At 49.5% G+C, this 13,241-nt stretch carries 12 protein-coding genes; 11 read left to right on the top strand and 1 reads right to left on the bottom strand.

Annotation, left to right across the window (positions count from 1 at the left end):
• Positions 1-13 precede the first annotated feature (13 nt).
• From M662_RS16455 to M662_RS16425, 7 genes are all read left to right on the top strand, one after another.
• Positions 14-2,068 carry an alpha-glucosidase gene (locus tag M662_RS16455; protein ID WP_035388274.1) on the top strand — a complete coding sequence of 685 codons (2,055 nt, stop codon included), beginning with the start codon at positions 14-16 and terminating at the stop codon, positions 2,066-2,068.
• A gap of 80 nt (positions 2,069-2,148) precedes the next feature.
• The gene (gene sftI, locus M662_RS16450; RefSeq protein ID WP_026577978.1) at positions 2,149-3,492 is read left to right on the top strand and encodes a sulfoquinovose isomerase; all 1,344 of its coding nucleotides are present in this window, start codon (positions 2,149-2,151) and stop codon (positions 3,490-3,492) included.
• A gap of 14 nt (positions 3,493-3,506) precedes the next feature.
• Positions 3,507-4,673: a diphosphate--fructose-6-phosphate 1-phosphotransferase gene (locus M662_RS16445; protein WP_026577979.1), complete on the top strand. Its 1,167-nt coding sequence runs from the start codon at positions 3,507-3,509 to the stop codon at positions 4,671-4,673.
• Positions 4,657-5,394, top strand: a complete 738-nt coding sequence (locus M662_RS16440; protein WP_236096522.1) for a GntR family transcriptional regulator — start codon at positions 4,657-4,659, stop codon at positions 5,392-5,394. The genes M662_RS16445 and M662_RS16440 overlap by 17 nt, the downstream gene beginning before the upstream one ends.
• Positions 5,395-5,409: 15 nt before the next feature.
• Positions 5,410-6,303 (top strand): class II fructose-bisphosphate aldolase, encoded by an 894-nt coding sequence (locus M662_RS16435; RefSeq protein WP_026577981.1) that lies wholly within the window; start codon positions 5,410-5,412, stop codon positions 6,301-6,303.
• 17 nt (positions 6,304-6,320) lie between these two features.
• Positions 6,321-7,754 carry an aldehyde dehydrogenase family protein gene (locus M662_RS16430; RefSeq protein WP_026577982.1) on the top strand — a complete coding sequence of 478 codons (1,434 nt, stop codon included), beginning with the start codon at positions 6,321-6,323 and terminating at the stop codon, positions 7,752-7,754.
• Positions 7,755-7,816: 62 nt separating this feature from the next.
• The gene (locus M662_RS16425; protein WP_026577983.1) at positions 7,817-8,716 is read left to right on the top strand and encodes an AEC family transporter; all 900 of its coding nucleotides are present in this window, start codon (positions 7,817-7,819) and stop codon (positions 8,714-8,716) included.
• A gap of 66 nt (positions 8,717-8,782) precedes the next feature.
• On the opposite strand, the gene M662_RS16420 is transcribed toward M662_RS16425, so the two are convergent.
• Positions 8,783-8,959 carry a hypothetical protein gene (locus M662_RS16420; protein WP_161484925.1) on the bottom strand — a complete coding sequence of 59 codons (177 nt, stop codon included), beginning with the start codon at positions 8,957-8,959 and terminating at the stop codon, positions 8,783-8,785.
• Between the two features lie 316 nt (positions 8,960-9,275).
• Between M662_RS16420 and M662_RS16415 the strand changes: the two genes are divergently transcribed.
• From M662_RS16415 to M662_RS16400, 4 genes are all read left to right on the top strand, one after another.
• Positions 9,276-9,899 (top strand): DnaD domain protein, encoded by a 624-nt coding sequence (locus M662_RS16415; protein ID WP_162129313.1) that lies wholly within the window; start codon positions 9,276-9,278, stop codon positions 9,897-9,899.
• Positions 9,896-10,222, top strand: a complete 327-nt coding sequence (locus M662_RS16410) for a hypothetical protein (RefSeq protein ID WP_008636877.1) — start codon at positions 9,896-9,898, stop codon at positions 10,220-10,222. Before M662_RS16415 ends, M662_RS16410 begins: the two co-directional genes overlap by 4 nt.
• A complete protein-coding gene (dnaB, locus tag M662_RS16405) occupies positions 10,219-11,493 on the top strand; it encodes a replicative DNA helicase (protein ID WP_051348905.1) in 1,275 nt (424 codons plus the stop codon). Before M662_RS16410 ends, dnaB begins: the two co-directional genes overlap by 4 nt.
• A 245-nt stretch (positions 11,494-11,738) precedes the next feature.
• Positions 11,739-13,154, top strand: coding sequence for a flagellin N-terminal helical domain-containing protein (locus M662_RS16400; protein WP_026577986.1), 1,416 nt, complete (start codon positions 11,739-11,741; stop codon positions 13,152-13,154).
• Positions 13,155-13,241 lie beyond the last annotated feature (87 nt).

Here is a 13,241-nt window from a genome sequence, read left to right as displayed (position 1 = left end):
GGAGGTCTCTTTCATGAAGACGGTATCAGAACAAAAGCATGGACTAAAGTTACACACTCAAGGAGATCAATTTACCATCGAACTGGATGGCCGTACCCTGCTGAAGCATTCTCCACAATCACCATGTGTCTATGTAGGACAAGGCGAAGAAACGATGGATATGTATAGAGGGAACTTTCACATCGATGATTATGTCATAGAACGAAGCGGGTTGAGATACGCGCAGGTTACGGAAAACCAAACAGGGTATGAAATTGAATTAAAGCGCGCTCCAAAAGACGAATCCATCCTGGTGATGCAGGTAGTTTATGAGAAGGAGAGTCTTCGTATTCAATTCGATGGGGACAGGGAGATGTATAACCGTTTCTGGATTCGTATACATGCAGATAACAGCGAACGAGTGTATGGATGCGGCCAACAAATGTCCCATTTGAATCTTAGAGGGAAGCACTTCCCACTTTGGACATCCGAGCCAGGAGTCGGCCGGAACAAATCAACCTATACGACCTGGCAGGCAGATGTGCATGACAAGGCAGGAGGGGATTACTATCATACGAACTATCCTCAGCCTACCTATCTATCTACGAGAAAGTATTTCTGTCATGTCGAGACGACGGCCTATGCGGATTTTGATTTTCGTAATGATGATTTCCACGAGCTGCAGGTGTGGGAAATACCGGAATCCGTCCTGTTCGAGAGTGGAGAAACTTACAAGGATCTCGTTGGCAGCCTGACCTCTCATCTGGGGCGCCAGCCTGAGCTTCCGGAGTGGACGTATGACGGGATATGGCTCGGTATGCAGGGTGGAACGGAGAAGGTCCAGCAGAAAATAGACGAGGCGCGGGAGAAGGGAATAAAAGTAGGAGCAGTCTGGGCCCAGGACTGGCAGGGCAAGCGCGTCACTTCTTTTGGAAGACGGTTGAATTGGGACTGGAAATGGGATGAGAACGAATATCCGGATTTAGATGTGAAATTGAAGGAATGGAAGGCAGAGGGGATCCGCCTTCTCGGCTATATCAATCCTTATCTCGTAAACGACGGTACCTTGTATAAAGAAGCGGTTGAACTGGGTTATCTCGTTCGGAACCAAGCAGATGAGGTGTACTTGGTCGACTTCGGAGAGTTTGACTGCGGGATTGTGGATCTGACTCATCCGGAGGCATTCCAGTGGTATAAAGAAGTGATACAGGCCAATTTGATTGATTTTGGACTGGACGGCTGGATGGCAGACTTCGGAGAGTATCTGCCGACAGATGCCAAACTGCACACTCAAGTCTCCGCCAAATTGATGCACAATGCGTGGCCGATGCTGTGGGCGAAAGTCAACTTCGAAGCTGTGGCAGAGTCGGAGCGTCCGGATGATCTGGTTTACTTCATGAGGGCTGGTCATACCGGCAGCCAGAAGTACTGCCACTTATTATGGGCAGGTGACCAGAGTGTGAACTGGGATCTGGATGACGGGATCGCCTCGGTTATACCGGCAGCACTGTCCGCAGGCTTATGCGGGAACGGTCTGCATCACAGCGATATCGGAGGATACACATCGCTTCACGGTAATAAAAGGACGAAGGAATTGCTGCTCCGATGGCTGGAGATGGCTGCTTTCACACCAGTGATGAGAAGCCACGAGGGGAACCGCCCGAATGATAATTACCAATATGATCAAGAGGAAGAAACGATGCAGCATTTCGCCCGCATGACAGACGTCCATGTAGCGCTGGCTCCCTATTTGAGAACGCTCGTCAAGGAGAATGCGGCGGAAGGGATTCCTGTGCAGCGTCCGCTCTTCATGGAATACGAAGAGGATGAAAGAACGTATGAGCTGCAATACCAATACATGTTGGGGGAAGACGTTTTAGTCGCTCCTGTCTATGAGGAATCCGCGACATTCTGGTCGGTGTACTTGCCTGAGGATGAATGGGTGCACTTATGGAGTGGAGAATCCTACAGCGGCGGTACGGTTGAAGTGGCAGCCGGCATTGGCGAACCGCCTGTGTTCTATAGAAAAGGTTCTGCCTTTAAAGATACCTTTGAATCCATTCGCCAGCATTACGCATGGAAAAAATGAAAATAAACATAGTTACCTTTACTAAAAGGTAACTATGTATGTTATATTTGTCTTAAGAACACGAAGGAGGCTACCTGGCAATGAGCATGACCATTCTTTACGTCCCAATCGGCAGAAAGACATTTGACTTGGAAGCAGGAGAAATACAGCGGAAGAACAGTTCAACCATGCTGAACAGTCTTGGGGTTGAAGTGATTGAACCGGAAGAAATCGTGACGTCACCGGATGAATTAGAGGAGTTCTTAAATGGCATAGAAAAGGACCGCATCGTCGCATCGATTTATCAAAGTGTCACTTTCGCAGATGGAGAATTTGTGGAGGTGTTGATCAAGCAGGTGCAGGCTCCTGTCATGGTTTGGTCCATCAGGGAGCCGAGCATCAACGGCCGGCTCCGGTTGAATTCCCTCACAGGCGGAAACAGCACGAGCCATATGCTGAAATGTGCGAATCATCCGTATTCTTTCTTGTTCGGGAACCCGGAAGAAGCACAAATCAAAAGCCGCCTGCTCAAGTTCCTGAAAGTCCAATATGTCATTCATGAACTCAAGCAATTCAAAATCGGCGTCGTCGGAGAGCACCCGCCCGGATTCTTTTTCTCAGGGACGGATGAGGAGCTTCTACATAAGCAATTCGGTGTAGAGATCAAGAAAGTAGATTTGATGAAGGCTTTCGAAGAATCTAAGAAACTGCCACAGGAAGCATGGGAGCACGCGATCGACCGAGCGGAACAACAGGTGATCGGTCTGAACCGAAACGAAGAGACGGTCCAGAGGTTTGCCCAGTTCACGACACATGTGGAATCCATCATAGAGGAAGAGGGACTCTCCGGTCTCGCCATCCGCTGCTGGCCTGATTTCTTTAATGAACTGGGTGCTGCCGCCTGTTCGACGTTGTCCCAATTCACGGAGGACGGTATTGTATCGTCTTGTGAATCGGACATTCACGGCGCTGTATCGATGTTCATTCTGCAGCAGCTGAGCGGCGGGAAGGCACCTTACCTTGGAGATATGGTCCACGTGAATGAAGCAAGCAATTCTGTCGTCTTCTGGCACTGCGGAGCGGGAGCCTACTCTCTTGCCCATCCGGATCAAGGAGCACGTCCAGGCGTACACCCGAACCGCAAGCTCGGTTTTACGATGGAATTCGGCTTGAAGCCGGGGCAGGTGACCATGTTCCGTGTAGGATACACGCCGGAAGGGTACCGACTGTTAGTGATGCGCGGCAATGCTCTCGATACACCTCAACGCTTCAATGGGACTTCGGTGGAAGTGGAACTGGAAACAGACATCAACGATACGTTATACGGCTTGATGGAAGAAGGGTTCGAGCCTCACTATGCCCTTGTTTATGAAGATGTTGCTGATGAATTGGTAGAACTCGGCCGCCAGCTTGGTGTGGAAACGGTGGTCTATACTAAAGATTAAAGGAGGCACGCCCGATGATGAAAATAGCAATTGGGCAAGCAGGAGGGCCGACCGCTGTGATCAATGCCACATTAGCCGGTTTTGTAGAAAGTGTAAAAGATACCTATGACGTGACCTTTGTCGAGGATGGTTATGAGGGTCTTGTTGAAGAAAGGTTCCGTCCCGGGGATTCCACCATGCTGCAGTGGGTGGTAGATAACAAGGATGTCCCGGGAGCCTGCCTTCGGTCAGGGCGCTATGCCTTCGACGATGAAGCCATCCGGAAATCGGTGGTAAACCTTGCTAAGCATCACATTGATATCTTAGTTTTCATCGGAGGGAACGGAACGATGGAAGCCCTGTACAAAGTGAAGCAGGAAGCAGAGAAGCAGGGTGTCGAGCTCAAAGTATTAGGGCTTCCGAAAACGGTGGACAATGATTTGGGTGCGACCGATCATGCACCCGGATTTGCCAGTGCGGCGAAATACATTGCCCAGACGACGAAGGATATGAGCCGGGATTTATATGCGATGAACAACTTCGAGCAGGTGAGGGTTCTGGAAACGATGGGAAGGAATGCAGGCTGGTTGGCGGCCGCTTCCGGTGCCTTCCGGGAGTACGAAGAAGAAGGCCCGCATTTTATCGCGATACCGGAGAAGCCAATCGATAAGCAGCTGCTGATGGATGCTGTCCGGAAAGCATTGGATTCCTATGGGTACGCCCTCCTCGTCGTCAGCGAAGGTGTGCAGTGGGAGCAGGGAGAGCAAACGACGCTGGATGAGGTGAATGGACGGTCCATCTTAGGAGGGATCTCCACGGAAATCGCGAATTTCATTAAACAGGAATGTAACGTGACGACAAGAGCAGAGCTCTTAGGAATGAACCAGCGCTCTTGTTCTACATCCCGACTAGATGCAGACGAAGCCTATCAGATCGGCTGGGCCGGTGGCCGGTGGCTGCAGAAAGGGTACGATGGCTGCATGGTGGCGATCGAGCGTAAGCCGACGGATTGTTATACAATAGAATTAAAACCAGTTAAATTAGAGGATGTCATTGCGGAGGAAGAAAGGTTGCTGCCGCCTGCTTTCATCGAGGACTATCAAGCTTACTACCGTTGGCTGAGTCCGTTGTTGGGAGGTGATCCCCCTTCTTACCCTCCAGTTACGAAGAGGAGAGTGGAAATAAGTGAGTACGGATATTAATAATGGTCTGAATAAAGATCTTGCCTTATATATACAGCTGAAAGAAGTGTTTATCGAACGTATCCAGAACGGCCAGTGGAAGCCTGATACATTGATTCCGACCGAACAGGAATTGATGAAAGAATTCAACGTCAGCAGAACGACGATTCGGCAAGCCGTCTCGATTCTCGTTCAGGAGGGTCTTGTCGAGAAGAAGCAGGGTCGGGGAACGATCGTTAAGCCTAGAAAGCTGAGCGGAAACCTCAGTCAATTGAAGGGTTTCGCAGAAGAAGTGTTGGAAAGAGGCCAAACGCCGCGCAGTCGTTTGATCCGAGCCGAATTCAAAGACAACCTACACCATGAAAAGTCGATGCTGGATATCAAAGACGATCAACCGATTCTCTTGATCGAGCGTATCCGGTTCGCGGACGACATGCCCGTCGCAATCGAGCGGACATGCTGGCCGAAGGATGTCGGGGAAATCTTGATGAAGCATGACCTGGATGAAGCGAGGTATTATGAAATCCTCGAAAAATATAACATCTATTTGAACCGGGCCAAAGAGAAGATCAGTGCGATTAACGCAACGATCAACGAGGCAGACGAACTTGGTATCCGTGCCGGGGAAGCGCTACTCGAAATGACACGACTGAGCTTCGGCGTCCATGATCGTCCTATTGAATATACAAGAACTAAATATCGTCATGATCAATACCATTATAGTTTTGAATTAAAACGATAAAAAGGAGAAATGACAATGCCATTCATTGATGGGAAAACGATGTTGAATCATGCACGGGAGAACGGGTACGGAGTAGGTGCTTTCAGTGCACATAATGCGGAAACGATCGTAGCCATATTGGAAGCAGCAAAAGAAAAGCAATCGCCGGTCATGATTCAAATCGGCCAAAAGGTCATTCAGACACTCGGTTTGAAGCCTATGAAAGAGATGCTCGACAGCTTCGCAGAGCATTATGATGTGCCGCTTTGTATCCACTTGGATCACAGCCGCCAATTCGAACAAACGATGGAAGCGATCCAGCTTGGATTTCAATCGGTGATGTTCGACGGCTCCGCCCTGTCTTTCGAGGAGAATACGAAGATAACGAGGCAGGTGGTCGAAGCTGCCCGGGCTCTTGGTATCGGCTCAGAAGGTGAGATCGGAAAGATCGGTGGTACGGAAGATGATATTACGGTAGCAGAGAAAGACGCCCTCATTACGACAACACAGGAAGCGGTGGATTTCGTAGAGGCGACGGATGTCGATTATCTGGCAGTCTCGATCGGAACGGCCCATGGCATCTACCAACAGACTCCGAATCTCCATTTCGATCGGTTGGAAGAAATCTCGAAAGCGGTACAGCGTCCGGTTGTTCTTCATGGAGGTTCTGACGTTCCGGATGAACAAGTGAAACGCGCCATCTCTTTGGGCATTGCCAAAATCAATGTCGATACAGAACTCCGTCAAGCGTTTACCCGAGGCTTACAAAACTACATGAACGAACAGCCGGAAGACATCGTCCTTGCCAATTCCTTAGGAGCAGGCCTTGCGCAGATGAAAGAGAAAGTAAAAGAGAAGATCGATGTATTCGGCAGTGCCGGATATGCAAGCGAGTTCAGCACAAGCGAAAAGGTCGTAACGTTACAATAAATAAGGGGGTTGTTACTATGTTTGAAGCGATGACAACGTACTCGTTTGGACTTTTTATAGACGGAGAATGGGTCGAGAAAGACGGTAGAGATCCGGTCTTTAATAAATACTCACAGGATGTAGTTGCGGAGACGGCTCGAACAGATAAAGAGGATGTCGATCGTGCTGTGGAAAGTGCGCGAGCAGCTCTTTCCAACTCCTTCTCTCCGTATGAGCGTTACGAGGTTTTACTGAAAGTGGCGCACTTGCTTCGGGATAACGAGGAAGAATTCGCTCAGGCGATTGCCAAAGAGGTCGGAAAACCGATCACAGAATCCAGGGGAGAAGTAGGCCGATCTGCCTTGACGCTTGAAATTTCCGCCGAAGAAGCGAAACGGATTCACGGCGAAGAAATTCCGGTGGAGGCAGCTCCCGGGTCAGAAAACCGCCGTGCCTTTACAAGACGCTATCCGGTCGGCGTTGTGGCAGCCATCACGCCATTCAACGTCCCGCTGAACCTTGTTTGTCATAAAATCGGACCAGCTCTCGCCGCAGGCAACAGCGTTATTTTGAAGCCGGCCGAGCAGACACCTGTCTCCGCGTTACTACTGACCAAACTGTTTGAGGAAGCGGGACTGCCGAAGGGCCGTTTGAACGTATTGACGGGCAAAGGGGAAGAGGTCGGCCCATTACTGACATCCAACCAGGACATAAACATGTTCACCTTCACAGGAAGCCCTAAAGTAGGAGGGATCATCCGCGAGCAGGCTGGGCTGAGAAACGTTGCGCTTGAACTTGGAAATAATTCCGCGACCATCGTTCACAAGGATGCCGATATCGAAGAATCAGCTTCTCTTGTTGCTCAAAAAAGCTTCAATAATGCGGGTCAGGTGTGCATTTCCGTCCAGCGCGTCTATGTCCATGAAGATATCTACGACGAATTCCTGACGAAAGCGCGAGAGGCTGCGGCCGGCATCAGACTGGGCGACCCGTTGCAGGAGGCTACCCAAATGGGACCGATGATTGCGGAGGAAGAAGCGATCCGGGTCGAACAGTGGGTGAAGGAGGCTGTTGCAGAAGGAGCAAACGTAGAGACGGGCGGAGTGAGAGATGGAGTATTTTATCACCCGACTGTACTTACGAACGTAAAGGATACGATGAAAGTCTGCCGCGAAGAAGTGTTCGGTCCGGTTGTCGCAGTCGATTCCTACCGGGATGAAGACGAAGTCATTGCGCGTGTGAATGATTCCGAATACGGCCTGCAGGCGGGACTGTTTACGAATGATATGTCCTTCGTCATGAAGGCTATGGATGAGATTCATGTCGGTGGATTGATCGTCAACGATACATCAGGTTATCGTGTCGATCACATGCCTTACGGCGGAGTGAAGAAGAGCGGTACTGGTAAAGAGGGCCCTCGTTATGCTATCGAAGAAATGACGGAAGAGAAAATTATCGTATTAAATAGTTGAGAGGAGGGGAGTCGTAAGCGGGCTCCCTTTTCCTATCAAACGTTTGGCAGGAGAATCAGACTATGGAATTCATCACAATTTTATTGCCGATTTTTTTCGTTTTTGCGACGGGTTACTTTGTTCAAAAGATCTTCGACTTTGATATCACCAACTTCTCCAAGCTTGCCCTGTATGTTCTCGTACCGTTTCTCGTCTTCCGGACGTTCTATCAAGAATCGATCACCTTCTCTTATTTCTATATCACGATCTATATGGTTGGATTGTGCGTGGTCATCATCGTTGCAGTGACGCTGCTATCGAAGGTCTATCACTACACCGAAAAAGAAAAATGTGCGTTGATCCTGTCGTGTGCCTTCATGAATAATGGCAACTACGGCACGCCGCTCGTCTTATTCCTGTTTGGTGCAGCGGGGATGGAAACGGCGATTCTCCTGATGGTGTTGCAGCAATTGTTGATGAGTACCCTCGGCGTGTATTATGCGGCGAAGGGAAGCGACGAAGCAGATGGAATGGGAGCGGCTCTCCGCTCGGTCCGGAGAATGCCGATGGTTTACGGCGCGATAGCAGGAATCATCTGCAACAGCTTCGATATCACCATCGGCCCATTATTGAACGGAGTGAACCTGATTGCGGATGCTGCGATTCCGGTGATTATGGTGACCTTAGGAATGCAGCTGGCCAAAATGAAACCGCAGATCATGGACGTGAGGAAATTGTCGGCCGCCGTTCTATTGAAATTGGTTGCCGCACCTTTGATCGCTGCTGTCATCGTATGGTATCTGCCTGTCGATCCCTTAGTGAAGCAGATCATGATCATTATGGCTGCGACTCCTACAGCGGCGAACACGACGATGTATGCTATCCAGTTCCAAACCGATCCGCAGATGGTCACGAGTGCCACGCTCACTACAACTTTGTTAAGTGCGCTTACGATTCCTTGTGTGATTTATTTTGTCATCTGAAAAGAGAAAAAGCAGCAGGCGGGAAATCCCGTCTGCTGCTTTTTTACTCCGGCTGTATGAAAGAGCTTAAGCTTCCCACTTCAGCTTCATGATCATCTCCATAATCGCCTCTCGCTTATCATTTCCTTCCACTGTAAACGTCGACGCCTTGAAATCGGCGAGGACGATGAAGCGGTCGGCTCTCAATATTTCCATCAACACAGGGGTCTTCTCGATATGGGTAAAGAAAAATTCTTTCTGCACGTACGTCCACCTCGTCACTTTCCAACCGCGCTTTCTTTTCCTGACGGTTTTCTTCTACCTACTAATTCCTCCTCGTCAAACGGTTAAACCTGAATAGAGGATTTTCGGGGTTTTGCGCGTTGGAAATTCTCTCTTTTTTATAGTTCGAAAAAAAAATTGAAGAAATTTTGATTTTTTTGACACCAAAATGCCTCTCTTTCTCGATTATAGATACGAAGGAGTTTTTCCTTCTAAATTAATTAAAAAAATAGGAGATGAGGCTGTGAATTATTTGAAGGAGATCAATGCGTTCCACGATGAGGTGGAGCTGAATGAGGTGTCGGCGTCTGCGTCGCTGCTCTGGTATGTGCTGATGCAGTTCAACAACAAGACGGGATGGAAGGAGGAGTTTACGGTGCCGACGGCTGCGGTGCTGGTGAAGTCGGCGATGAGTGAGAAGATGTTCCTCCGGGCGCGGAAGGAGCTTGCGGAGAAGGGCTACCTGTCGTTCCGGTCCGGATCTCGTCATTCGTCGCCTTCGTACACGATGATTTCCTGTGTGAAGGAGGCCGGCGGGGCGGACAAGCGGGGGGACAGCAGGGAGGGTAGGGAGGGGGACTTTATTAAAAGAAAAGAGAGGAGAGGAAAAGAAGAGCCGGGGCGTCCGCACCTTTTCTACGAGCAGAACGTCGGAACGCTGTCGCCGCATGTGGCGGAGCGGATCACGGCTTGGGCGGAGGAGCTTCCGGATGACGTCGTGACGTCGGCGATGGGGGTGGCGGTCGAGAACAACAAGCGGTCGTTCCGGTATATCGAGTCGATCCTGAAGAACTGGCAGGCGCGCGGTGTCCGGTCGCTTGCGGATGTGGAGCGGGAGGAAAGGCGTCCTCGGGAAGAAGCGGACAGGGCGTCGGTATGGATGGCGATGTATGAAGAGAAACGAGAGGAGACGGTCGGATGAAATACGAAAAGGCGTTTGAAATTGTCGATATGCTGGAGGAGCTGTATGCACCGAAGTTTAAGGTGACAAAAAGGAAGCTGGATGTGTGGATCCCGGCGCTTGAGCGGATGGATTACGAGAAGGTGAAAGCGAACGTGACGGAGCACGCGCTGCGTTATCCTTATTCGCCGGTCATCTCGGACATCGCCGCTTATGAGGAGGAAGAGGACGATTTCATGGAGAAGGTCGAGCAGTGGAAGCGCGAAGCGGCGGCCGTCCCGCCAGAGGTGAAGCGGGAATTTTTTCAGAAATTCGAAGAACTATTAAGGAGATGGGAACGATGATGTATAACAAAGAAGCGGAAGTGTCGGTGATCGGAAGTTTGCTTGTAGACGGAATGCTTGCCGGGGAAACGATCCTGTTGCCGGAGTATTTCTATGACGGGCGCCACCGGATGATTTTTCAGGCGATCAGGAAGGTCGATGAGTCAGGAGCGCCTGTCGATATGGTGACGGTGACGACGGAGCTTGGTGAGAAGGTACGCGAAGTCGGGGGCGTCAGCTATATGACGGAAATGGCGACCTCGATTCCGACGACCGTCGACTTCAAGCATCATCAGCTCCTCGTCATTGACGCCTACCGCAACCGGAAAACGAGGGAAGCGGCCCAGCGCTACATGCAGAAACCGTCGGAAGAAGCCCTCGATCTTCTCCTCGAAGAATTGGAGAAATACCGCCAAGTGAAACGAGTCATCGAAGATCCTTCACTCTATGACACCCTCATTGAAGTATCCAAAGAACTGGAGCCGTTGGAGGACGACGCGATGACCGGCTATTCGACCGGGTACGACGAGGTCGATCAGATTACCGGAGGCGTGCAGCCCGGGGATCTTGTCATCCTCGCCGGCCGTCCCTCGATGGGCAAGACCGCCTTCGCCTTGAACCTCGCCGCCCGCCACTGCGAAAGCGGCGGCGAAACGATTTTTCTGACGCTGGAGATGACGCAGAAGGCGCTTGTTAGGCGGATGCTGTCAGCGAAAGCAGGAGTGGACGGCCACAAGTGGAAGCTGCGCACCTTTTCCGAAAGCGACCTGCGCAACTGTCTGGATGCCATCGGCGAGATGTCACAATGGAAGCTCTATCTCTGCGAGCAGGCCTACACCGTCCCTGAAATCCGTGCCCATCTCAGGCAGATGATCCGCAAACACCAGCTGACCCGTCCCCTCATCGTCATCGACTACCTCCAGCTCCTCGAAGCCCCCGGTTACCACGAACGGCGCGACCTCGAAATCGGCGCCATGACCCGCGCCATCAAGCTGCTCGCTAAAGAACTCGATGTCCCGATCATTCTCCTTTCCCAGCTCTCCCGAAGCGTCGAACAGCGCAAAGACAAACGCCCGATGCTCTCGGATTTAAGGGAGTCCGGCAACATTGAACAGGACGCCGACGTCGTCGGATTCCTCTACCGCGAAGACTACTACAGCAGAAGCACCGGAAACGAAATCGAACTGATCATCAGCAAGCAGCGCAACGGTCCGGTCGGGGATGTGAAGCTCTACTTCGATAAGGAAATCGGGCGCTTTAGGGACAGGAGGGAGCGGCTGCAGGTGCTGTAATTATTTTTGTGAAGAAATGAGAAAATCTGCTAAACATAGCTGAGAGGGTGACCGATATTACTAATGATCGTCGAAGTCGATGATCCGAATGGCACGAATGCCTGGGCGCGTCCGGGGGAGAAGGTCATGGTTGGAAGAAGAAAGATTGATAGCAGGTAATGACTCTAGTTACATAGAGTGGTTATACATCATGGGGGCACAAGGATGTGTCTTCATAAATACAAAAACATGGAGGTAACAAAATTATGAGAATTAATCACAACATCGCAGCGCTTAACACGTATCGTCAGTTGGGTAGTGCGAACAATGCTCAGTCTAAATCAATGGAGAAGCTTTCTTCTGGTCTACGTATCAATAACGCAGCGGATGATGCGGCTGGTCTTGCGATTTCTGAGAAGATGCGTGGACAGATTCGGGGATTGGATATGGCTTCTAAAAACGCCCAAGATGCCACTTCTTTAATTCAAACTGCTGAAGGTGGGCTAAACGAGACCCACTCTATACTTCAGCGTATGAGGGAATTGGCAGTTCAAGCATCCAACGATACTAATACTGATGTGGATCGTAATGAAATTCAAAAAGAAGTAGATCAACTCAGACAAGAAGTTACAAGAATTGGAAACAACACAGAATTTAACACGAAAACTTTGCTTAATGGTGGAGCGGGTGTTCAAGCTAGTCAAACTGATGCTACTGTAGCCAAAGGGATTCAAGGAACATCTGACACTCAAGCAACTGGAGTCGTGGCATTTACAGGTGCTGGAGTAACTTCTCTAGCTACTGCCGCCACTGCCACAATTGATTTAGACGCTACAAGCGATACTGTCTTAACAGGTGGTAAGGTTACAATTAATGGAACTACCTTAGATGTAGCTACCGGCACGAGTGGTGAAGATTTAGCTACTACTATTAACGAGAGCTCGGATGATTTTGGTGTTACTGCCAATTATGACTCTAGTACTCATGAATTAACATTAACGCAAAAAGGATCTACCGGATCTGCAAGTAAGATAGACGTTCGCTTTGATGGCGTTTTTGATAGTGACACAGCGGCATCTGCTTCTGTTAACACTAATATATCTGCACAAGGATCTAACGCGACATTAGCAACAGGCGCAGACTTTACAATTGATGGAACAAATGCTGCGGCAGGAGATTTTGTGGTAGAAGGCAATAAAGTCACTATTACAAAAGATGGGAATTCAAAGGGTCTATCTTTTGAACTAACAAAGGCTACAACTGCCAATACAATTACTATAGATTCAAATAATTCGTTAAAATTTGCAATTGGTGCAAATACTAATCAACAGATGGATTTGTCTATTAACGATATGAGAGCGGAAGCATTAGGTATTAGTGATATTGATGTATCAAATAGAGACAGTGCTAATGATGCGATTACTACTATACAAAGTGCTATTGAAACCGTTTCAGCTGAGCGTTCTAAATTGGGGGCATCTCAAAATCGCTTAGAGCATACTATTAATAATCTTGATACATCTTCTGAAAACTTAACAGCAGCGGAATCTCGAATTCGTGATGTGGATATGGCTAAAGAAATGATGGAGCAGACTAAAAACTCTATTCTCTCACAAGCTGCTCAAGCTATGCTTGCTCAAGCGAACCAACAGCCACAGGGAGTTCTACAACTTCTTCGTTAATTTCTTTGATCAATTGGAAGGCTCTAGTGAAACTAGAGCCTTTTTTAGGCTTTGAAGGTGGTGATACTGACAGTTAAGTATATACCA

Origin of the sequence: Bacillus sp. SB49 (assembly GCF_000469135.2) — a bacterium.
Classification (GTDB): Bacteria; Bacillota; Bacilli; order Bacillales; family Halobacillaceae; genus Halobacillus.
Note: the sequence above shows the minus strand (reverse complement) of the source record. Positions and strands in the feature narration are given on the sequence as shown.